The organism is Marivita lacus, from assembly GCF_014637725.1.
GTDB lineage: Bacteria > Pseudomonadota > Alphaproteobacteria > Rhodobacterales > Rhodobacteraceae > Marivita > Marivita lacus.
On the sequence record NZ_BMFC01000002.1, the window covers coordinates 516,228 to 537,926 of the forward strand.

Sequence of the window (21,699 nt, forward strand, 5' to 3'; positions counted from 1 at the left end):
CCCTCGGGGCAGACCCCGGGGTGACGCGTCATCAATGGATCGTGAACTCGCCCACCACCTGCTGCCATTCGCCCGATGACAGCAGCTTGCGGTGGGTGAACTGCACCGAATGCAGCGGGCCCTCGATGCTGTCCTGCCAGAATTCGATGAATTCGAACAGCTTGGGATGATCCGGCGCAAGATCGTATTCCTGCCAGACAAAGGTGTTCAGCACGTTGCGGTAATCGGGCATGCGGTAGAACAATTGCGCCGTGGTCAGCCCGTAGCCCCGCAGCATCAACTCGGTTTCACGTATCTCGGTCATACGAACCTCTTCGTTTTTTATTGTACCAATGAGTGTGTCACGAATTTGTTGCTTTTCAATAAAAACAGTATGTTAGCCATTCACATGGTTGAGTGCCAAGGCCGTGCCGCCACTAATTTGGCCAAGCGCATTGCAGGCTACATCCTGTCTCTGATATACAGACGGTCAACAAAATATAGATATACAGTCAGCAGGTCATCCACGTGAGCGATACGCCAGAAACGCCTGAAAACATGGAAGATATGCCGCCAGAGCGCCCGAAATACACGGGGCCGCAGGTGTCGATCACCGACGAGATGAAAACCTCGTATCTCGATTACGCGATGAGCGTGATCGTGAGTCGGGCGATCCCCGACCTGCGGGACGGTCTGAAGCCGGTGCACCGGCGGATTCTCTACGCGATGCACGAAAGCAACAACGGGCACGACAAGCCCTACCGCAAATCGGCGCGGCCTGTGGGCGACGTGATGGGCAAATACCACCCGCATGGCGACTCGGCGATCTATGACGCGCTGGTGCGGATGGCGCAGGATTTCTCGATGTCGCTGCCGCTGCTGGACGGACAGGGCAATTTCGGGTCGATGGACGGCGATAACGCGGCGGCCATGCGCTATACCGAAGTGCGGATGGACAAGCCCGCAGCCTATCTGCTGGCCGACATCGACAAGGAAACCGTCGATTTTCAGGACAATTATGACGGCAAGGACCGCGAACCCACGGTTCTGCCCGCGCGCTTTCCCAACATGCTGGTCAATGGTGCGGGTGGCATTGCCGTCGGCATGGCGACCAACATCCCGCCGCACAATCTGGGTGAGGTGATCGACGCCACGCTTGCGCTCATCGCGGAGCCCGACCTGTCGTCGGAACAGTTGATCGAGTACGTGCCTGGCCCCGATTTCCCGACCGGCGGCATCATGCTGGGCCGCTCCGGTGCGCGCAAAGCCTATCTTGAGGGGCGCGGGTCGGTGATCATCCGGTCCAAGACGCGGGTCGAGGAGATCCGCAAGGATCGCTGGGCCATCGTCATCGACGAGATTCCCTACCAGGTGAACAAGGCCACGATGATCGAACGGATCGCCGAGGCCGCGCGCGAAAAGCGGATCGAGGGCATCGCCCATGTGCAGGACGAATCCGACCGCAATGGCGTGCGCGTGGTGGTCGAACTCAAGCGGGACGCGACCGCCGAGGTGGTGCTGAACCAGCTGTTCCGCTTTACCCCCATGCAGGTCTATTTCGGCTGCAACATGCTGGCGCTGAACGGCGGACGCCCCGAACAATTGACCCTGCGCAGGTTCCTGACCGCGTTCATCGACTTCCGCGAAGACGTGGTGGCGCGGCGCACGGCACATCTGCTGCGCAAGGCGCGCGAACGCAGCCACATCCTCTGCGGTCTGGCCGTGGCCGTCACCAATATCGATGAGATCGTGGCCACCATCCGGTCCTCTGCCGATGCGGCGGAAGCACGGGAACGGTTGATGACGCGACGGTGGCCGGCGTTTGATATCCTGCCCTATATCAAGCTGATCGACGATCCGACCCATACGGCCAACGAGGACGGCTCCTACAACCTGTCCGAGGTCCAGGCGCGGGCCATTCTGGACCTGCGCCTGCAACGCCTGACGCAGCTTGGGGTCAAGGAAGTCACCGACGAATTGGAAGAACTGGCGGGCAAGATCCGGGAATATCTCGAAATCCTCGGCAGCCGCGACCGGATCATGGGCATCATCGCCGACGAGCTGCGCGAGGTGCGCGATCTGTTCGCCGTTCCGCGCCGCACCGAGATCGTCGACTGGTCCGGCGACATGGAAGACGAAGACCTGATCGAGCGCGAGGACATGGTGGTCACCGTGACCCAGTCGGGCTGGATCAAGCGCACGCCGCTGGCCGATTTCCGCGCCCAGAAGCGCGGCGGCAAGGGCCTGTCCGGCATGTCGACCAAGGATGACGACGTGGTGACGACCCTTTTCGTGGCCAACACCCATACGCAGCTTCTGTTCTTCACCACCGAAGGCATGGTCTACAAGCTCAAGACGTGGCGTCTGCCGCAGGGTGGCCGCACCGCCAAGGGCAAGGCCATCGTCAACATCCTGCCCATTCCGACGGGCGTGTCGATTGCCGCCATCATGCCGGTGGACCGGGATGAAAAAGACTGGGACGATCTGCACATCATCTTTGCCACAAGCGCGGGCGATGTGCGCCGCAACGCGCTGTCGGATTTCACCAACGTGATGCGCAACGGCAAGATCGCGATGGACCTGCCCGAAGGTGTGGAACTGGTGAATGCGCGGATCGCGTCCGAGGATGACGACATCATGCTGGTGACCGATGCGGGCCGTGCGATCCGGTTCCCGACAACTGCCGTGCGCGTGTTCAAGGGCCGCAAATCCACCGGGGTCCGGGGTATCCGGCTCAACAATGGCGACCGCGTGGTCAGCATGGCCGTGATCCGCCATTTCGAGGCCGATCCTGCCGAACGGGCCGCCTATCTCAAGATGCGCCGTGCCGTGGCGGGTCTGGCCGACGATGCCGAGATGGAAGATGACGAGGACGCCGCAGCGCCCGGTTCGATCACACAGGAACGCTATGCCGAGATGTCGGCGGCCGAGAACCTCATCCTGACGATTACCGCAAAGGGCGCTGGCAAGCTGTCGTCCTCGCATGACTATCCGGTTCGGGGTCGTGGCGGCCAGGGTGTTCAGGGCATCGACAAGGCCATGCGCGGCGGGGCCATCGTGGCCTCCTTCCCGGTCGAGATGGATGACCAGATCATGCTGGCGACCTCCAAGGGCCAATCGATCCGCGTGCCGGTCGAGGGGATTTCCTTCCGGTCGCGCAGCGCGGGTGGTGTGCGGGTGTTCAACACCGGGGCCGATGAAGAGGTGGTGTCGGTGGCCTGGATCGCCGATCAGGGCGACGAGGACGAAGGCGCTGCCGAAAGCTGAGCTAGGCTCTGCATCAAGATCCTGCGATAAGGGTCTGATAACACGAAAAAAGCGGCGCAGAGAGCAATCTGCGCCGCTTTTGTATTGGTGTTGCACACTTTCGATGCGTGTCACCTGAACGGTGTGCGCAGTCCGGTCTTGTCGATCTTTCACACCCAATTCACAGATCAGGATTCCTGGGAATCCTGAATCGGAAAGGGCGCAACACGCTCTTGTCGGGGCGTTCAACCTTGGGGCCTTCCTGATCCAGGTCGGGTTCCTGGTCTTCGGTCTGGTTGGCCTTGTGCGGCGTCTCAGGATGCGGTGGCAGGGCCGTTATCCGGCCGGAACCGGCATCAGTCTATCGCGGTCGAATGGGCCGAGCGCACCTGCGCCTCGAGATGACTTGCCAGAGTCTTGCGATTCGGAAACGCATCCACCCGCATCGGTTCATGGTAGACCAGTTCGATATGGCCCTGCCGCCGCTGCGCCAGCACCTTGAGCAGATGCGGTCCAAAGCCCATGTCGCCCCACCAGCCGTAGAAACGCGGATCGGTCCCTTCGGGCGCGTGGTAGATCACTGTCACGGGCTGGATGTGCATGTCGTGGATGATCCTGTCGGAAAAGAACGGCGCAAAGAGCGTCGGCTTGAACGGCAGCACCCGCAGCGTGTCGGTCGAAGTGCCTTCGGGAAAGAAGAGCAGCCGGTGACCGTGCTGCAACCGTTCCTCGAACACGGCGATCTGGTTTTTGACGTCCCGCGGAGTGCGCTGGATGAACACGGTGCCTGTGGCGCGGGCCAGCCAGCCGATGCCGGGCCAGGACGCGACCTCGGATTTCGAGACGAAATAGACGTTCTTGCGCGCGTTCAGCGCAAAGATATCAAGCCAGGACCCATGATTGGCCACCACCGCGCCGGGCACCTTCATGCGCGGCCCGCGCGTCAGCAGCGGCAGCCGCATGAGCGCCAGCGCAGACCGGCACACCGCTTGGGTGAGATAGGGCGTGACGGGACGGTCCACCCCGTAAAGCGGCCGCTCCAGCAGGCGCAGCAGCAGCATCAGGACAAGCCCGCCGAACACAACGACGGCCAGTGGCGCGCCCCGCAGCACGACCCGCAGCCAGCCTGCGGCAGAGATGCGCGTCTCGGCGATGGGGTCTTCGCTGTCCCATGTGGGGCTCATGAGGCCCGCCGCGGCGCGCGGTCAAGCGCAGCTGACGTGATATTCGCGGTCTCGAGGATCAGGCAGACATCCGTGGTGTTGAAGGCATGATCGACGAACACCCCCTGCCCGATCGTGCCGCCCAGCTTGAGATAGGACTTGATCAGCGCGGGTGTGTCGCGCATCGCCGCCTTGCGGTCGATCCGGTCGGGCGGCAGGAGCGGTGTTTCGGCGGGCATCTTGGTGGTCACGCGCAGCGCCTCGGGGGCCAGATACTCCGCGTGCAGATGCGACATCGCGTGGCTGAGCGCGTCGAGGTTGGTGCCGTGGAAGCTGGCCGTGCCGAAGAGCACGTCGCTGCCGTGATCGGACACGTACCCGGCAAGCCCCTGCCAGAGCGCCAGCAGCGCCGGACCGCCGCGATGATCGGCATGCAGGCAGGTGCGGCCCAGTTCCAGCAGCGTCAGGCCGCTGTGCAAGAGGGGCGAGAGGTCAAACTCGTCCTCCGAGTAAAACCTGCCCGCCGCCGCCGCGTGACGCGCGGTCATCAGGCGGTAGACACCGACCACGCCGTCGGTTTCGCTGTCCGCATGACGCAGGTCGCGCAGCAGAAGGTGATCGGCATGGGCATCGAAGGCGTCGATCTCACGGCGCGCGGCGTGATCGACACCCGCACCATCACCGCCCAGTTCGGTCACGAAGACCTCGTAGCGCAGACGCTGGGCCGCGCGGACCTCGTCGTCGGACCGGGCAAGGGACACCTGAAACTGGGGGGCGTTCTGAAGCATTTGGGGCCACCGGGATGGTTCGGAGCCACCATAAAGCGCCGGTCGATGACGCGCAACGGCGTCGGATTGACCGGAATTCCGTCCTTTGCGGAAAACTTAAGCTTTCGTAAACACTTGCATGCAATGTTTACGCGTCGAAGACAGGAACCAGTGAAATGCGTGACCCGTCGATCACCACCTTGCCCACCTCGCGGAAGTTGACCGTGATGCGATCGCCGATGTTCGATTGCACCTGTCCGACACCCCAATCCGGTTCATTCGGGTGGCGGACCAGCGATCCGGGTTCCAGTAGTCCATTCAGGTCAGACATGCGCGGGTTCCTTGCTGCGTACAGGAGGATATAGTGCATCAGGACAAAGCTTCACTGGCGGCCTTGATCGGATCGCGGATTTGCCATGACCTGATCAGTCCTATTGGCGCAATTTCCAACGGATTGGAACTGTTCGGGATGACGGCTGCGGGCGCAACCGGGCCGGAAATGTCACTGATCCAGCAAAGCTGCGACCATGCAACCGCGCGCATCCGGTTCTTTCGCATCGCCTTTGGCACGGCAGGGGATGCCCGGCCGATCCCGCAGGCCGAGGCGCGCAAGACATTGGCCGATCACTACGCGGGCACGCGGATCTCGGCGGAATGGCATGTCGATCACGCCCTGGGGCGAGACATCACGCAGTTGGCTTACCTGTCGGCGCTGTGTCTGGAAACCGCACTGCCGCAGGGCGGGATTCTGGGGATCGCGATGCAGGACAATGTGCTGACCGCAACGGCGCGCGCGCCGACCGTGCGGGGGGATCTGCCGATCTGGGACGTGTTGAACAACCCGACCTGCGCCAATTCGGCCGAGGTGGGACCGGCCCATGTACAATTCGCGCTTCTGGCGCGGCTGGGTGTTGATCGGGGGCTTTCCCCTGAATTTTCAACCAGTTCCGGGGTGGCGCAGCTGCGGATTGTTCTATTCCCCGAACGGGTCTGACCGCGCGGCCAGCACCGCGACTGCCGCACGCACCTGATCGGAGATCGGACCAGGGCGCGGCGGGTCCAGCAAGGTGGTCAACATCGTCTCGGTCGGCTGCGCCTTGCGCGACCAGCGCAGGGCGCGCAGGATGTCTGCCGCGTCGTCGGGCAGTTGGTCCGGGATGTCCTGACCTGCCAACGTGGCCCAGATGCAACTCCAGGCGCGGCCCAAGCTCCAGGGGTTGTAGCCGCCACCGCCCGACACGATCAGGCGCGGGGAAAGAGCGCGCAAGGCCGTCACCGCCTGAACGTGGCATCGGTTCGACAGGGTCAGCCGCGACAGCGGGTCTTCGGACACCGCATCGGCGCCGCATTGCAGGTAGATCGCGTCCGGCTTTTGCCGGGCGATGGCGGGCAGAATCACTTCGTTCAGGATCAGGTCGAATTCGGTATCATTGAAGCCGCGCGGCACGGGAATGTTGATCGCGGCGCCCCCCGCATCATCCTCCAGCGCGCCGGTGAAGGGCCAGCGCCGGTCTTCGTGCACCGAGATCATCCGCACCGCGTCCGATCCGTGAAAGGCCACCGCCACCCCGTCGCAATGATGCGCGTCGATATCGACATAGGCGATCCGGCTCAGGCCCAACCCCAGCAGGTGCCGGATCGTCAGCACCGGCTCGTTGATATAGCAGAACCCGTTGGCGCGGTCGGGCAAGCCGTGATGGGTGCCGCCACCCGGATTGTACGCAACGCCGCCTGCGCGCACGTGCTCGGCGGCCAGCAACCCGCCCCCCGCAGCGGTGGCGGGGCGGCGGTAGACCTCGGGAAAGACCGGGTTGGACAGCGTGCCGAGCCCAAAACCCGGATCGGCGTGCTGCGTCGCCTCGGCGCGTTGCAGCGCGGCGATATAGGCGTCGGTGTGAAACCCGGTCAGGGCGGATGGCTTGGCGCAGGGGCTGGTGCGGTACGCGGTATCAGGCAGCCAGCCGAGGCTGCGGCACATATCGGTGACCGTCGGCACGCGTGGGATCGACAGCGGATGCAGCGCGCCGTAGCTCGATCCGCGATAGATGCGCGCGCCGATGAAGATGGGATCAGTCATTCTGTCGGAGGTAGGTCACCGCGCCCCGGTCGCCACAGGGCGCGGATGTCACCCGGCCTCTGCCTTTTCCGACAGATCGAGCCACAGGTTTTCGGCCTCGGCCAGCGCGGTCTGGCGGGCGACCAGCAACTCGGACGCTTTCTTGAACTTCACAGGCTCGCGGGTGAAGAGATCGGGATCGGCCATCAACTGTTCCAGCTTGGCGATCTCGGCGGTCAGCCGGTCGATCTCGGCGGGCAATTCCTCGAGCCGGTGCCGTTCGGTAAAGCTCAGACCGGATTTCGACTTGGACGCGGCAACAGGTTTGCCACCCTGTTTCGGCGCGGATTTCGACGGGGCATCCTCTTTTGCGTCGTCGCCCTTCTGGGCACGATAGTCGCTCCAGCCGCCGGCATAGACCGTCGCGCGGCCCTGCCCCTCCATCGCCACGGTGGTCGAGGCGACGCGGTCGAGGAAATCCCGGTCGTGGCTGATCAAAAGCACGGTGCCCTCATATTCGCTCAGCAGGTCCTGCAAGAGGTCCAGCGTTTCGACATCCAGATCGTTGGTCGGTTCGTCCAGCACCAGCAGGTTCGATTCGCGGGCCATGATCCGCGCCAGAAGCAGACGCGCCTTTTCGCCGCCCGACAATGACCGGACCGGCGCGCGGGCCTGCCGTTCATCAAACAGGAATTCCTTGAGATAGCCCACCACGTGTTTCGGCATGCCGCGCACCATGATCTGGTCGGCCTTGCCCGAGACCCGCATTTCGGGATCGCCGGTCAGGTTTTCCCACAGCGTCATGTCTTCGTTCAACTGCGCGCGGCTCTGGTCGAACACCGCCGGGACAAGGTTGGTGCCCAGCGTGACTGTGCCGCTGTCGGGTGCAATTTCGCCCATCAGCAGGCGAATGAGCGTCGTCTTGCCAACTCCGTTCGGGCCGACAAAGGCAACCCGGTCACCTCGTTGCACCATCAGGGAAAAGTCGCGCAGGATCGTCGTGTCGCCGAATGTCTTGTTCAGCCCCTTGGCCTCGATCACCTTGCGGCCGGATTTCGGACCCGAAGCCAGTTCCATCGCCGCCGTGTCCTGACGCCTGATCATGGCGCTGCGTTCGCCGCGCAGATCCTGCAGCGCGCGGACGCGGCCCATGTTGCGCTTGCGCCGGGCGCTGATGCCCTCGACGGCCCAGCGTGCCTCGGCCTTGATCTTGCGGTCCATCTTGTGGCGCTGCATGTCCTCGTCGTCCCAGGTCTTGTCGCGCCATATCTCGAAATCGGCAAAGCCCTTTTCCTGACGCCGCACCTGCCCCCGGTCGATCCAGAGGGTCGCACGGGTCAGTTCGGTGAGGAACCGGCGATCGTGGCTGATCAGCACAAACGCCTTGCGGGTCCGCTTGAGCTCGTCCTCGAGCCAGCCGATCGCCTCGATATCGAGGTGGTTGGTCGGCTCATCCAGCAGCATCAGGTCCGGGTCCTGCGCCATCAGGCGCGCAAGTGCGGCGCGGCGGCGTTCACCGCCCGACGCCGTGTCGACCGGACGCGCGGGATCGAACTTGAGGCCCTCGCCCGCCCGTTCGACCTTGTAAAGCTCGGACGGATCAAGACCGTGCATCGCGTAATCGCCCAGCGTGGCAAAGCCGCTGAGATCCGGATCCTGTTCCATGTAGCCCGTGCTGATGCCCGGCGGCACGACGCGGTCGCCCCGGTCGGGTTCGACCAGCCCTGCCATGACTTTCATCAGGGTGGATTTGCCCGACCCGTTGCGCCCGACAAGCGCCACACGGTCGCCCGGCTGCACCACGAGACTGAGGTCATGAAACACCGGTTCACCGCCGAAGGTGAGCGAGATGTCGTTGAGTTGGAGAAGCGGAATGATGGCCATGGCGTCGCGCTACGGCGCGGCGGGCGCAACGTCAAGGGGGTTGGCATCACCCTGCCGTGCGACCTGTGCAAGCGCGCGCAACCGGGCCTTGCGCGGCTCGGGGATGGCAGCGATCTCCAGCCCGGTGAACAGGTGCAGCGTGTCGAGGTTTGGATCGCGCACGGCGTGATCGCTGACCCAGCCGCCCATGCCGAGATAGCTGCGCAGCAGGGGCGGCAGGGGCGCGTCGGTGTCCTGGTCGTCGGGCAGATCGACGGCAAGCGGCGACAGTTTTCCGGGGCGCTGCCCGACGGGTCCAAGGTGGCGCGCCCGCAAGAGGGACAGGGTGGCGCGGTGTGGTTCCGGATCGGCACCGGGCAAGGAACTGCACCCGATCATCATCCGTGTGCCGGTGCTGTCCACAAGCACGCTCAGCGCCGCCCAGGCAAGGCGCAGCGCCATCACGTCGGGCGGGCCGTCCGATTGGCAAAAGCGCCCCAGTTCAAGACAGGGACCGGGCGCGGATGCGAGCGGGCCAAGGTCATAGACCTGCCCGGTGTAGCAGCGCGCCAGATCCGCCGCGCCCTGAAGCACCCGCGCGCGAAAGGCGACCACGGGCTTGTCCGGAGCGCGGACCACGACGCCGTGCAGGCTGAAGGTGTCGAACGCGTCTTCGTCGGCACTCCCCTTGCGGAAGGCCTGCGACCGCAGCGCCAGCGCATTGGCGCGGATGTCTGGAGCGGTGCTGATGCAGGCGCTGTATGACCCCATCCGCAACGAGACCGAAGCGGGACCGGCAGCAACGGTTTGCGCCGCTGCCGCCACCGCGATCAGTTGAAGAAGTCAGCGGCGTTGAACCCGCCGATATTGCCGAAGAGCTTGCGGATGAAGCTGATGTCCCCATCCCCCGACCGCGTGATCCGGCGCGCCAGTGGCACGACCTGCCCGTCCTGCAGACCGTAGCGTTCGATATTCTCGACCACGCCGTTTGAGTCGAAGGTGATCGCCAGAATCTCGCGGTCCACCACTTCGGGCGCCTGCCACGCAAAGTGGCGGATATCGCTTTCGATGTAATAGAAGCCGGATTCGTTCAGCGTGCCCGATGTCGAGGGCACCCCGACCAGATCCTCGACCGTGGCGCGGGTGTCGACCCCCGGCACGATCTGCTGTAACTCGTCTTCGGAGGGCACATATCCATGTGTTCGGTAGCGCGCAGTACATCCCGCAAGCGCGATGCACAGGAGCGTCACAAGCCCGATCCTCGTTGTCGATCTGATGCCCTGCATGGCGCCTCTCTTGCGTTGGCGTTCGCTGCCTTTTATCCCGATTACACGGCCTTTGGCCTGCGTTCAAGCAAAGGGTGCACACAAGATATGCCACAACAGCTTCCAAAACCCGGAGAATTTCGCGTCAGCGACCTTGCCAGCAGGCGGCCAACCACGTTCGACCTGCAACCCGATGCCGAGGCGCGCGCTGCGATTGCCGTGCAGTTGGGCGTGCCGGCGGTGAAGAAACTGCGCTTTTCCGGCGAGATTGCGCCGTCCGGCGCGCGCAGCTGGACGCTGACGGGTGCCCTGGGCGCGACCGTGGTGCAGCCATGTGTCGTCACGCTCGAGCCGGTGACGACGCGGATCGACGAAACCGTCGAGCGACGCTTTGTGCCGGAAGAGACACTGGCCGAGGTTGAACCTGGTTCGGAAATGGAAATACCCGAGGACACAAGCGCCGAACCGCTGGGGTCCGTCATCTCGGCGCATGACGCGATGGTCGAATCGCTGCTGCTGGCGCTCCCGCTCTATCCCCGCGCCGATGATGCCAAACTGGGGGATGCGGTCTTTGCCGAAGACGGTGTGAAGCCCCTCAAGGACGAGGACACAAAGCCGTTTGCAGGGCTTGCCGCGCTGCGTGACAAGCTGGGCGACAAGTCCTGACGGAGACTGCCAGAAAACGCTTGCGGATTCCGCGATTGCCCCTATGTTCGCGCCTTCATCCGAGGTGGGGTTGTCACCCGGCCCGGTTCTTCGTTAAGAGGCCGGACACACCCGAAACGCGGCATGGCGAGCATGCCACAGATTATATAAAATTGAGGTTGAGACATGGCTGTCCAACAGAACAAAGTATCCAAGTCGCGTCGCAACAATCGTCGTTCACATGACGCTCTGGTTGCTGCGAACCCGAACGAATGCTCCAACTGCGGCGAACTCAAGCGCCCGCACCACGTGTGCCCGTCCTGTGGCCACTATGCGGATCGCGAAGTGATTGCACAGGCCGACGAAATCGACCTGGACGAAGACGCGGCATAAGTAACGATTGGGCGAAACCCTCCGAATGACCTCTTCGCAGGATCATAAAAAGGTGGGTGTTGCGCCAATCGTGCTATCTATCGACGCCATGGGCGGCGATCTGGGGCCGGAGGCGGTAGTCTCCGGCATGTCTCGTTCTGCGATGGCGAACCCGGATATCCGCTTTCTCGTCCATGGCCCGGCACAGAAGCTGGCGAAACTGATCGAGCGCAAGAAGGCCTTGGCCGGGCGTTGCGAAATCAGCGACTCCGCGGGTGTCGTGTCGATGCAGGACAAGCCAAGCCAGGTCATGCGCAATGGTCAGGGCACGTCCATGTGGGCGGCCATCGAAGCGGTGCGCAACAAGGAAGCCACGGTTGCGGTATCCTGTGGCAATACCGGCGCGCTGATGGCGCTGTCGATGATCCGCTTGCGCAAGCTGCCGGGGGTCAACCGACCGGCCATCGCGATTCTGTGGCCCTCGCGCAATCCGCAGGGCTTCAACGTGATGCTGGATGTGGGTGCAGATGTACGCGCCGACGCGCAGGATCTGGTGCAATACGCGTTGATGGGTGTGTCTTATGCCCGCAACGGTCTGAACCTCGACCGTCCGCGTGTCGGGTTGCTCAACGTGGGCACCGAGGAACACAAGGGCCGCGCCGAGCTCAAGGAAGCGCATGAGCTGATTTCCCGCATGTCGGACCGCGCGCAATTCGACTTTGTCGGCTTTGTCGAAGGTGGCGACATTCCCGGCAAGGCCTGTGACGTGATCGTCACCGACGGATTTACCGGCAATATCGCGCTCAAGACCGGCGAAGGAACCGCGTCGCTGATCGGCGATCGCCTCAAGGAAGCGTTCGCCTATTCGCCCCTGTCGCGTCTTGCGTCCTTGCTGGCACTGACATCGCTGCGCCGGTTGAAGAAAAAGATCGACCCGCGCCGGGTCAATGGCGGCGTGTTCCTGGGGTTGAACGGCACTGTCGTGAAATCCCACGGGGCCGCGGACGAGACCGGCGTGTCGGCGGCCATCAAGCTGGCCTTCCAACTGGCGCAATCGGGCTTTTCGGAAAGGCTGGCTGCCCGGCTGGCAGCGCTCACCGACGCAGCCCCTGATATTGCCGAGCCAAAGACCAAAAACGAGGAGAGCCCGAAATGACCATACGTTCGGTTGTCGTCGGGCTGGGACATTACCTGCCCGAACGCATCGTGCCCAATTCCGAATTCGAGGCGTCGCTGGACACATCCGACGAATGGATTCGGTCACGGTCGGGCATCGAACGGCGGCATTTCGCAGCCGAAGGCGAAACCACCTCGGATCTGGCCACCAAGGCGGCGAGGAATGCGCTGGCCGATGCCGGGCTGAGCGCCAACGATCTGGACGCCATCGTGGTGGCCACCTCGACCGCCGACCTGACCTTTCCCTCGGCGGCGACCATGGTGCAATCGGCGCTTGGCATGAACCGGGGCTTTGCCTTTGACGTGCAGGCGGTCTGCGCCGGGTTCATCTATGCGATGACCACCGCGAATGCGCTGATCCTGTCGGGACAGGCCAAGCGGATCATGGTGATCGGGGCTGAAACCTTCAGCCGCATCATGGACTGGACCGACCGGTCGACCTGTGTTCTGTTCGGTGACGGGGCTGGCGCGGTGATCCTCGAAGCGCATGAGGGCACAGGCGACAAATCGGATCGGGGCATCCTGTCGGTTGACCTGAATTCCGACGGTACGCACCGCGATATCCTTTATGTCGATGGCGGCGTCAGCACCCAGACGACAGGGTATCTGCGGATGCAGGGCAAGGAAGTGTTCCGCCACGCTGTCGAAAAGCTGGCGAAAACCGCCACGACCGCGATGGAAAAGGCCGACATCACCAGCGACGAGGTCGATTGGATCGTACCGCATCAAGCCAATATCCGCATCATCCAGGGCACCGCGAAAAAGCTGGGCCTGTCGATGGATCACGTCGTGGTCACGGTGCAGGATCACGGCAACACGTCGGCCGCGTCCATTCCGCTGGCGCTGTCGGTGGGGGTTGAACGCGGCCAGATCAAGCGCGGTGATCTCGTGGTGACCGAAGCCATTGGCGGCGGGCTGGCCTGGGGTGCCGTCGTGCTGCGCTGGTAATCAAAAGTTTTCTAAATTCTCCCACGCAAGCCGTTGATATTGACTCGGAAAATCGCAGGGCGCATTCTAGCGACAACCCGGGAGGTGTGTGGTATGGTACAAAAGACTTTGACTCGTATGGACCTGAGCGAAGCGGTGTTTCGCGAAGTGGGCCTGTCGCGGAACGAAAGTGCCGACCTTGTGGAAACGGTGCTCGACCTGATGTCCGATGCCCTCGTCGAGGGAGAGCAGGTCAAGATCTCGTCTTTCGGGACGTTTTCCATCCGAGACAAGGCCGCCCGCGTCGGTCGCAATCCCAAGACTGGCGAAGAGGTTCCGATCAACCCCCGCCGCGTTCTCACTTTCCGCCCGTCTCATCTGATGAAAGACCGCGTGGCCGCTGGCAACAAGGGCTGAGCGCATGAGCAAGTCAGCCGACGCCTTTCGCACCATCAGCGAAGTCGCCGAATGGCTCGACACCCCGGCGCATGTGCTGCGGTTCTGGGAAAGCAAGTTCACGCAGGTCAAACCGGTCAAGCGCGCAGGTGGGCGTCGCTATTACAGACCGGCGGACATGCGGTTGCTGGGCGGCATCAAGAAGCTGCTGCACGATGATGGACTGACCATCAAGGGTGCGCAAAAAGTGCTTCGAGAACAAGGGATCAGGCACGTCTCTTCGCTGTGTGAGTTAAGCCTGAGCGAAGAGGAAGACGCCGAACTGGCGCGGCTCGAGGACATGCCCTCGTCCGAGCCGGTGGACACGGTTGTGCCCTTTGCCAAGCCAGAACCTGCCGAGATGCCGGACGAAGAGCCGATCGCTGCCGACCTGTTGACGCCCGAGCCGGAAGTGGCCGAAACGCCGGATATGAAGACCAAGGCAGAGGCGGTCGAGGTCGAAGCCGATCCCGTGCCTGTGGCCGAAGAGGCGGAGGTCGAGGCGGCAACGGAGCAGCCGGAAGACCCGACAGAGGTGGCGGAGGAGGTGGCGGCTGTAGAGCCAGATCCCGAACCGGAGCCTGAAGTCGCGGCAGACCCGGAGCCTGAAGTTGCGGCAGCGCCGGAGCCTGAGCCTGAAGTTGCGGCAGAGCCGGAGCCAGAGGTTGAAACCGCCCTGCCCGGTTTCCTGCAACGCTCCATGGCGGATCGCACGGATGACGAGGCCGAAAGCGAAGCCACCGCCGACGCTCCGCCACCCGAACCGGCAGAGCCTGCGCCCGGCGCGCTGACCCATCTGTCGCGCATCCGCCGACTGACGGCGCTGCAGGCGCAACAGATCGCGCCGATTCTCGAACACCTCAAAGCGGTTGGACGTTAAATCCGTTCTTGGACCAACAGCCGAAATTCGCACTTGCGGCCACACCCAAAACCGTTATGACAGGCCGCAGTCGGGCTATAGCGCAGCCTGGTAGCGCGTCCGTCTGGGGGACGGAAGGTCGCAGGTTCGAGTCCTGCTAGCCCGACCAATCATCATACAGCTATCAAGTGCACCACCACCGCAAGGTGTAGGGAAAAACCCCCTCGCGCGGGGCGCATCCTCTTGCTATGCAAGGCGAATTGCAAACGGGGGTTACGATGACCGGTGTTTTGGCCAATCAGCAGATCACGGACCTGATGGATCGGGGCATCATTGCCGCCGACCGCGCTTTCGTCGACGGACAGGTGCAACCGGCCAGCCTTGACCTGCGGCTGGGCACTGTGGCCTACCGGGTGCGGGCCTCGTTTCTTGCGGGCAAGGGGCGCCGGGTCGAAGACCGCCTTGATGATTTCGAGATGCACCGCTTTTCGCTCGAGGGCGGCGCGGTTCTGGAAAAGGGCTGCGTCTACCTGGTTCCGCTGATGGAACGTCTGGCCTTGCCCGCTGACATCAGTGCGGTCGCCAATGCCAAAAGCTCGACCGGGCGGCTGGACCTGCTGACGCGCATGATCACCGATGAGGGCACCGAATTCGACCGGGTGTCGCCGGGCTATACAGGCCCGCTTTATGCCGAGATTTGCCCGCGTTCGTTTTCCGTGCTGGTGCGTCCGGGCATGCGGCTGAACCAGATCCGGTTCCGCAATGGGCAATCGGTGCTGTCGGATAACGCTCTGGGCGCGCTACACGCCGAGCAGACGCTTGTGACGGGTGGCCCTGCGGTGATCAGCGACGGCTTGGGCTTTTCCGTCGATCTGAAACCCGAACAGGGCGATCTGGTGGGGTACCGCGCCAAGCCGCATACCGGGGTGATCGACCTCGACAAGCTGGGGCATTACGCGCCATCCGAATTCTGGGAAGAGCTGCACAGCACCACGGGTCAGATCATCCTCGATCCGGACGCGTTCTATATCCTTGTCAGCCGCGAGGCGGTGCATATCCCGCCCGACTACGCCGCCGAGATGGCGCCGTTTCTGGCAATGGTTGGGGAGTTCCGCGTGCATTACGCCGGGTTTTTCGACCCCGGTTTCGGCCATGACGCGGCGGGTGGCACCGGATCACGCGGCGTTCTCGAAGTGCGCTGCCACGAAGCGCCCTTCGTGCTGGAACACGGGCAGATCGTCGGACGGTTGGTCTATGAAAAAATGGACCAGTCCCCGAGCCAGCTTTATGGCGCGGGGATCGCGTCGAATTATCAGGGACAGGGTTTGAAGCTGTCCAAGCATTTCAGGGCCGGTTAGCGGGTCTGGTCCTGCTGCGGTGCCTTGGGCTGCGGCTTCTTGCGGTTTGTCACCGCGTTCATGCCTGCGTTGATGCCGGAATTGATCACGCGGCGCATGACGGTGCGCATGACCATGGTGATGATCTGGTTGAGGTTCATGTCGTCCTCCTGTTGCTTTGGGTGCCTCGACGCATGAGATAGAGAACAAATGCGACGATTTTCAGGCATTGTTTCGGGAAATACGTCTGATTTTCATAAAAATCACTTGTGCCGAACGACGATGCGTCAATGCATCGCCGCTTTCCGTTGACGGAAAGAAAAGCCTAGTCCTCGAAAAGTTCCGACTGGCCCTCTTGGGTTTCTTCCTCTGCATCCACGTCGCCTTCGCCCATCTGCGGCATCGCCCCAAACGGAGGCCGGTTTTCCAGCAGGCCGGCCGCGCGCAGTTCCTTGAGCCCCGGCAGATCGCGGGCCGACTCGAGCCCGAAATGATCGAGGAAAGTCTGCGTCACCACAAAGGTCACCGGACGGCCCGGAGTCATCTTGCGGCGGCCAAAGCGAATCCACTCCATTTCCAGCAGTTGATCCACCGTGCCCCGGCTGACCGATACGCCCCGGATCTCTTCGATCTCGGCGCGGGTGACGGGCTGGTGGTAGGCGATGATCGCCAGCGTTTCGATGGCGGCGCGGCTGAGCTTGCGGGTCTCGACGGTTTCCTTCTGCATCAGGAATCCAAGGTCGGGTGCTGTGCGAATGGCCCAGGCATCGCCCACCTTGACCACGTTCACACCCCTGCCCTCGTAGCGTTTGCGCAGATGCACCAGCGCCTCGGCGGCATCCGACCCGTGGGGCAGCCGGTCATTGAGTTCCTTGACGGTCACGGCATCGGCCGTGGCAAAGAGGATTGCCTCGACCATGCGCTCCTGTTCGCCCATCGGCGGTGCGGCGAAGAGGCTGCGTTCGGTGTCTTTGTGCGTTTCGATCTGCATGTCGTCACTCACCGCCCCTCTCTCCGGCGCAGTTCGATAGGGGCAAAGGTGTCGGACTGGCGCAATTCCACCTTGCCCTCCTTGGCCAGTTCCAGTGACGCGGCAAATGTCGAGGCGGTGGCCGAGCGCCAGCGCACCGGGTCCACGTCCCAGCCCTCGGGCATGTAGGTCGCGATATCGGTCCACATGCCGGCAAAGCCGATCAGCCCGCGCATCCGTTCCAGCGCCTGTTCCATCGTGAACACCTTGTCGCGGTCCATCACGAAGGGGCGGAATTCGTCCTTGGTGCGGGTGCGTGCGTAACCCTGCATCAGGTCGAGCAGCGTCGCGGTGTAGTGGATCTTGCGAACCCGCTCGACTTCTTGCGTCAGGCCGCGTGCAAAGAAATCGCGCCCCAACTGGTCGCGCGCCATGAGTTTCGCGGCCGCGTCGCGCATCGCCTGCAGGCGTTCGAGCTGAAACGCCAGGTGCGCCGCAAGCTCTTCGCCAGAAGGGCCTTCTTCGGTGGGGTCCGGCGGCAGCAGCAGGCGGGATTTGAGAAAGGCGAGCCATGCCGCCATGACAAGGTAATCTGCGGCCAGCTCGATGCGCAGCGCCTTGGCCTGTTCGACGAAGGCAAGGTATTGCCGGGCGAGGTCCAGCACGGAGATCTTGCGCAGATCGACCTTTTGTGTCCGGCTGAGCGTCAGAAGCAGGTCAAGCGGGCCTTCGAACCCGTCCACATCGACAATCAGCGCCTCGGCGGCAAGCCGGTCGGCGACTGTCGTGTCAAACCCGTCTGCGGTGGCGTCGCTCATGCTTCATGCCCTTGCTCCAGCTGCGCAAGCTTGGCCTTGAGGGCGGCAATGTCAACATCTTGCGGCTCTGGACGGCGGGCCAATGCCGCCTCGGCGCGGGTCTGGCTGGCAGGGGACATGGCACCGATGCGGTCCATCAGCGCGATGCGTTCGGGCAGGTCGCCGTTGCAATGCAGGATCACGTCACAGCCTGCCTGCAGCGACGCGGCACCGCGATCGGGCACCGATCCCGACAGCGCCTGCATGCCGATATCGTCGGTCATCAAAAGCCCGGAAAAGCCCATCTCCGCGCGGATGCGGCGGATCATGGCGGGCGATGTGGTGGCGGGGCCGGTTTCGCCAAAGGCGCTGTAGACCAGATGCGCGGTCATGCCCATCGCCACGTCCGCAAAGGGCCGGAAGGAGGCAAAGTCGATGGCCGTCAGGGTGTCCGCAGGCGCGTCGATGCGCGGCAGGTCCAGATGGCTGTCCATCTGCGCCAGCCCGTGACCCGGGATGTGCTTGATGACCGGAAAGACGCCCCCCTGCTCGAGCCCGTCCACGACTGCGCAACCGATCTTTACCACCTGGTCAAGATGTGATCCGTAGCAGCGGTTGCGCAGGAAGGGATGGGTCTCGGGTCGCGCGACGTCGAGCATGGGGGCGCAATTGGCGTCGATGCCAAGGCGACGGAGTTCATGCGCGATGATGTGGTAGCGCAGACGCATGCCTTCGGCGGCGTTGGCGCCCAGCCGGGCGACGTGATCCAGCGGCGGCAGCCAGTCGCTGGCCAGAGGCGCGCGCAGGCGCTGCACGCGGCCGCCCTCCTGGTCGATGAAGACGGGCGCAGCCCAGCCGACGCACTCGCGCAGGTCCGCGGTCAGGGCCCGGATCTGGTCGGGCGTTTCGAGGTTGCGGTCGAACAGGATGAACCCGAACGGGTTGGCGTCAGCAAAAAACGCGCGCTCATCCGCAGACAGGCGCGCGCCATCGCAGCCGAAGATGGCCGCTCCGAAAGGTCGATGGCTCACCGGCTGACCACGGGGATGCAATCTGCCCCTGCGGCCGCAAGGGCTGCGCAAAAGCGGCGCGACTCGCTCAGGTCTTCAAAACCGTGGGCGCGCAGGCGGTAGAAGACGCGACCGCCCGATGTGGCCTCTTCGATCACCCGGTCCTTGTCGCCGAGATATTCGCTGAACCGTACGGCCATCTTGGTCCATTGTTCGCGGGCGATTTCCGGGCTGTCAAAGGCGCCGAGCTGGACCAACCGTGTGCCCGCAGGGATCTGGTTCGGATCGCGCTCGTCTACACTGGCCGCAGAGGCTGCAGGTATCGGCACCGACAGCGAGGCCAGTTGCAGGTCTTGGGGGCGCGGTGTCGGGCGCAAGGACCGCGCGACACCGGGCACCGAGGGCGGCACGATGTCGGCAGAAGCCAAAACGATCTCTTCGGGCTGGGTGTCGAGCACGCCGGTCTGAGGGGGCGGGTCGATCTCGGTAAAGGGGGTGGCGTTGGCGGCGATCTGGTCGGCCAGCGCCTTGATCGGGTCGTCGGCATTGGCAATGTCGGTCAGCGACAGTGCCGGGGCTTCGGTTTGCGCGTCCTGCTGCAGCGTGGCCAGAGCCACCTCTTCGCGCTGGCTCGGCGCTTGGATGTCGGCGATCTCTGTCAGAACCACGTCTTCTTCGGTGATGTCGAGAGGACGCGGGGCCAGCACGATCTGGTCAGGCGGCGGGGCAGAGGTGCCGGTTCCGGCGATATCGTTCACCGCAAGACCTTCGTGACGGGCGATCTGGCCGCCGGGATTGTCCGGGGCCACGCGCATCGGGCCTTCGATGGCCATCACCACCGGCACCCCCGACACATCGCGCATGATCAGCCGATATCCCCAAACCGCCACACCGATCACCAGTGCCAGCGACATCGCCGCGCCCAGCCAATTGGCCGTCGTGGCCAAGTTGCCAGACGTTTCTTCCCCGCGCGCGGGGCCCGTCATATGCATGTCTGCCATGTCTGCCTCATTGCCCGGCAGCGGTGCCACCGGTGGTTTCTTGCCATTGCCTCACCCGGTCACGGCGCTTTTGTCAGCGCATTTCTTCGACCGGAGTGACCCCCAAGATACCAAGGCCCGCAGAAATAACAACAGAGACGGACCGCGCGAGGGCGATTTTCGCCTGTGTGGCCTGGGTGTTGCCTTCCTGCAAAAACCGCAATTCGGGAACGTCGTTGCCCTTGTTGTAAAGCGCGTGCAGATCCGACGCGAGTTCGTAGAGGTAGAACGCGACCCGGTGCGGTTCGTTTGTGCGCGCGGCAATCTCTATCAGGCGCGGCCATTCGGCCAGCTTGCGCGCCACGGCGAGTTCGCTTTCATGGGTCATGCCCGTCAGGTCGACAGTGGCAAGCGTGGTGTCGTCCACGTCGACCCCGGCCTCGCGAGCCTTGCGCAGCACGGAATGTACACGCGCATTGGCGTATTGCACGTAGAAGACCGGGTTGTCCTTGGACTGTTCCAGCACCTTGTCGAAATCGAAATCCAGCGGCGCGTCGTTCTTGCGCGTCAGCATGTGGAACCGTGTGACGTCGGGGCCGACCTGATCGACCACGTCGCGCAGCATCACGAATGTCCCTGCCCGCTTGGACATCTTGAACGGCTCGCCGTTCTTGTAGAGCTTGACAAGTTGCGTCAGCTTGATGTCGAGCGGCGTCTTGCCGTCGGACAAGGCGCTGACGGCGGCTTTCATCCGTTTGACATAGCCGCCATGATCGGCGCCGAAAATGTCGATCAACAGGTCATAGCCGCGCTGCACCTTGTCATAGTGATAGGCGATGTCGGGCGCGAAATAGGTCCATGATCCGTCCGATTTCATGATCGGTCGGTCCACATCATCGCCATGGGCGGTGGATTTGAACAGGGTCTGCTCGCGCGGCTCCCAATCTTCGGGGGTCTTTCCCTTGGGCGGCTCCAGCACGCCGCGATAGATCAGGTCCTTGCTCTTGAGGCTGTCGATGGCGGCCTCGATCAGGCCGGTGCCGTAAAGGGACTTTTCGCTGAAGAAATGGTCCATCTCGACGCCGAGCAGGCCAAGATCGGCCTTGATCAGCAACATCATCGCGTCGGTGGCGAAATCGCGCACCTCTTCCAGCCAGACCTCTTCAGGCGCGTCGATATAGGCGTCGCCCATCTTGTCCTTGAGCGCCTCGCCCACCGGAATCAGATAATCGCCGGGATAGGTGCCATCGACAAAGGCCACGTCCTGACCATGCGCCTCAAGATACCGCAGGTAGACCGACCGCGCGAGCACATCGACCTGCGCGCCGCCATCGTTGATGTAGTATTCGCGTGTGACATCAAAGCCTGCATAGGCCAGCAGGGATGCCAACGCATCGCCAAAGACCGCACCACGGGTGTGGCCGACATGCAGCGGGCCGGTCGGGTTGGCGGAGACGTATTCGACGTTGACGCGTTTGCCCTGCCCCATGCCGGATGTGCCATAGTCCATCCCTGACGTCAGGATCGCCCTTGGCAAGCTTTGCCAGACCGCATCGCCCAGCCGCAGGTTCAGGAACCCCGGACCGGCCACCTCGGCGCTGGACACGCGCGGATCGGAGGACAGCTTGGCCGCTAGCGCCTCGGCGATGTCGCGCGGCTTCAGCCCGGAAGGTTTGGCCAGCACCATCGCGGCATTGGTCGCCATGTCGCCATGCAGCGGATCGCGCGGCGGCTCTACGGTCACATTGGCAAAGTCGAGACCTTCGGGCAGCGCGCCTTCGGCCACCATCGCGGTCAGGCTGTCGATCACAAGCGCCCGGATATCGGAGAAGAGGTTCATGTCACACGTCCT

23 protein-coding genes and 1 tRNA gene are annotated in these 21,699 nt (G+C 63.4%); 10 read left to right on the plus strand and 14 right to left on the minus strand.

Features of this window, described 5'->3' with window-relative positions:
• Positions 1 to 31 precede the first annotated feature (31 nt).
• Positions 32 to 304 (minus strand): usg protein, encoded by a 273-nt coding sequence (locus IEV82_RS07175; RefSeq protein WP_188481307.1) that lies wholly within the window; start codon positions 302 to 304, stop codon positions 32 to 34.
• 233 nt (positions 305 to 537) lie between these two features.
• Between IEV82_RS07175 and gyrA the strand changes: the two genes are divergently transcribed.
• Complete coding sequence (gyrA, locus tag IEV82_RS07180) at positions 538 to 3,246, plus strand: DNA gyrase subunit A (RefSeq protein WP_188481433.1); 2,709 nt, start codon at positions 538 to 540, stop codon at positions 3,244 to 3,246.
• Between the two features lie 335 nt (positions 3,247 to 3,581).
• Here gyrA and olsA read toward each other — a convergent pair whose 3' ends face one another.
• The 3 genes from olsA to IEV82_RS07195 all read right to left on the minus strand — a co-directional run bounded on the left by olsA (position 3,582) and on the right by IEV82_RS07195 (position 5,486).
• A complete protein-coding gene (gene olsA / locus IEV82_RS07185; protein ID WP_188481308.1) occupies positions 3,582 to 4,409 on the minus strand; it encodes a lyso-ornithine lipid O-acyltransferase in 828 nt (275 codons plus the stop codon).
• The gene (olsB, locus tag IEV82_RS07190) at positions 4,406 to 5,176 is read right to left on the minus strand and encodes an L-ornithine N(alpha)-acyltransferase (RefSeq protein WP_188481309.1); all 771 of its coding nucleotides are present in this window, start codon (positions 5,174 to 5,176) and stop codon (positions 4,406 to 4,408) included. The genes olsA and olsB overlap by 4 nt, the downstream gene beginning before the upstream one ends.
• Before the next feature lie 127 nt (positions 5,177 to 5,303).
• Entirely contained in the window at positions 5,304 to 5,486 is a 183-nt protein-coding gene (locus IEV82_RS07195) for a DUF3553 domain-containing protein (RefSeq protein ID WP_188481310.1), read from the minus strand.
• A gap of 33 nt (positions 5,487 to 5,519) precedes the next feature.
• On the opposite strand from IEV82_RS07195, the gene IEV82_RS07200 reads away from it, so the two are divergent.
• Complete coding sequence (locus IEV82_RS07200; RefSeq protein ID WP_229747704.1) at positions 5,520 to 6,149, plus strand: histidine phosphotransferase family protein; 630 nt, start codon at positions 5,520 to 5,522, stop codon at positions 6,147 to 6,149.
• Here IEV82_RS07200 and IEV82_RS07205 read toward each other — a convergent pair.
• Genes IEV82_RS07205 through IEV82_RS07220 form a run of 4 tightly spaced genes read right to left on the minus strand, consistent with a single transcriptional unit; the run spans position 6,129 to position 10,360 of the window.
• Entirely contained in the window at positions 6,129 to 7,232 is a 1,104-nt protein-coding gene (locus tag IEV82_RS07205) for an acetoin utilization protein AcuC (protein WP_188481311.1), read from the minus strand. The two genes, IEV82_RS07200 and IEV82_RS07205, sit on opposite strands and share 21 nt — an antisense overlap.
• 48 nt (positions 7,233 to 7,280) lie before the next feature.
• Positions 7,281 to 9,095: an ABC-F family ATP-binding cassette domain-containing protein gene (locus IEV82_RS07210; RefSeq protein WP_188481312.1), complete on the minus strand. Its 1,815-nt coding sequence runs from the start codon at positions 9,093 to 9,095 to the stop codon at positions 7,281 to 7,283.
• Between the two features lie 9 nt (positions 9,096 to 9,104).
• The gene (locus IEV82_RS07215; RefSeq protein WP_188481313.1) at positions 9,105 to 9,845 is read right to left on the minus strand and encodes a GNAT family N-acyltransferase; all 741 of its coding nucleotides are present in this window, start codon (positions 9,843 to 9,845) and stop codon (positions 9,105 to 9,107) included.
• Between the two features lie 59 nt (positions 9,846 to 9,904).
• A complete protein-coding gene (locus IEV82_RS07220; protein WP_188481314.1) occupies positions 9,905 to 10,360 on the minus strand; it encodes an outer membrane protein assembly factor BamE in 456 nt (151 codons plus the stop codon).
• Between the two features lie 87 nt (positions 10,361 to 10,447).
• Here IEV82_RS07220 and IEV82_RS07225 point away from each other — a divergent pair, with 87 nt between their 5' ends.
• From IEV82_RS07225 to IEV82_RS07260, 8 genes are all read left to right on the plus strand, one after another.
• On the plus strand, positions 10,448 to 11,005 hold the full coding sequence (locus tag IEV82_RS07225) for a YceD family protein (RefSeq protein ID WP_188481315.1): 558 nt from the start codon (positions 10,448 to 10,450) through the stop codon (positions 11,003 to 11,005).
• A gap of 165 nt (positions 11,006 to 11,170) precedes the next feature.
• Positions 11,171 to 11,377, plus strand: a complete 207-nt coding sequence (rpmF, locus tag IEV82_RS07230) for a 50S ribosomal protein L32 (protein WP_188481316.1) — start codon at positions 11,171 to 11,173, stop codon at positions 11,375 to 11,377.
• A gap of 25 nt (positions 11,378 to 11,402) precedes the next feature.
• Positions 11,403 to 12,512, plus strand: a complete 1,110-nt coding sequence (gene plsX, locus IEV82_RS07235) for a phosphate acyltransferase PlsX (RefSeq protein WP_188481317.1) — start codon at positions 11,403 to 11,405, stop codon at positions 12,510 to 12,512.
• Positions 12,509 to 13,480: a beta-ketoacyl-ACP synthase III gene (locus IEV82_RS07240; RefSeq protein WP_188481318.1), complete on the plus strand. Its 972-nt coding sequence runs from the start codon at positions 12,509 to 12,511 to the stop codon at positions 13,478 to 13,480. Before plsX ends, IEV82_RS07240 begins: the two co-directional genes overlap by 4 nt.
• A gap of 93 nt (positions 13,481 to 13,573) precedes the next feature.
• Positions 13,574 to 13,876, plus strand: coding sequence for an integration host factor subunit alpha (ihfA, locus tag IEV82_RS07245; RefSeq protein ID WP_188481319.1), 303 nt, complete (start codon positions 13,574 to 13,576; stop codon positions 13,874 to 13,876).
• A 4-nt stretch (positions 13,877 to 13,880) separates the two neighbouring features.
• On the plus strand, positions 13,881 to 14,774 hold the full coding sequence (locus tag IEV82_RS23545; protein WP_229747705.1) for a MerR family transcriptional regulator: 894 nt from the start codon (positions 13,881 to 13,883) through the stop codon (positions 14,772 to 14,774).
• 71 nt (positions 14,775 to 14,845) lie between these two features.
• Positions 14,846 to 14,922 (plus strand) — tRNA-Pro (locus tag IEV82_RS07255).
• Positions 14,923 to 15,031: 109 nt separating this feature from the next.
• Complete coding sequence (locus IEV82_RS07260) at positions 15,032 to 16,111, plus strand: 2'-deoxycytidine 5'-triphosphate deaminase (RefSeq protein WP_188481320.1); 1,080 nt, start codon at positions 15,032 to 15,034, stop codon at positions 16,109 to 16,111.
• Here IEV82_RS07260 and IEV82_RS07265 read toward each other — a convergent pair.
• The 6 genes from IEV82_RS07265 to argS all read right to left on the minus strand — a co-directional run bounded on the left by IEV82_RS07265 (position 16,108) and on the right by argS (position 21,687).
• A complete protein-coding gene (locus tag IEV82_RS07265) occupies positions 16,108 to 16,251 on the minus strand; it encodes a hypothetical protein (RefSeq protein WP_188481321.1) in 144 nt (47 codons plus the stop codon). The two genes, IEV82_RS07260 and IEV82_RS07265, sit on opposite strands and share 4 nt — an antisense overlap.
• Positions 16,252 to 16,415: 164 nt before the next feature.
• Entirely contained in the window at positions 16,416 to 17,081 is a 666-nt protein-coding gene (gene scpB / locus IEV82_RS07270; RefSeq protein WP_188481435.1) for an SMC-Scp complex subunit ScpB, read from the minus strand.
• 8 nt (positions 17,082 to 17,089) lie between these two features.
• Positions 17,090 to 17,878, minus strand: a complete 789-nt coding sequence (locus IEV82_RS07275; RefSeq protein WP_188481322.1) for a segregation and condensation protein A — start codon at positions 17,876 to 17,878, stop codon at positions 17,090 to 17,092.
• Entirely contained in the window at positions 17,875 to 18,888 is a 1,014-nt protein-coding gene (locus IEV82_RS07280) for a glycoside hydrolase family 3 N-terminal domain-containing protein (RefSeq protein WP_188481323.1), read from the minus strand. Before IEV82_RS07280 ends, IEV82_RS07275 begins: the two co-directional genes overlap by 4 nt.
• Complete coding sequence (locus tag IEV82_RS07285) at positions 18,885 to 19,868, minus strand: SPOR domain-containing protein (protein ID WP_188481324.1); 984 nt, start codon at positions 19,866 to 19,868, stop codon at positions 18,885 to 18,887. Before IEV82_RS07285 ends, IEV82_RS07280 begins: the two co-directional genes overlap by 4 nt.
• A 73-nt stretch (positions 19,869 to 19,941) precedes the next feature.
• On the minus strand, positions 19,942 to 21,687 hold the full coding sequence (gene argS / locus IEV82_RS07290) for an arginine--tRNA ligase (protein WP_188481325.1): 1,746 nt from the start codon (positions 21,685 to 21,687) through the stop codon (positions 19,942 to 19,944).
• Between the last annotated feature and the right edge of the window lie 12 nt (positions 21,688 to 21,699).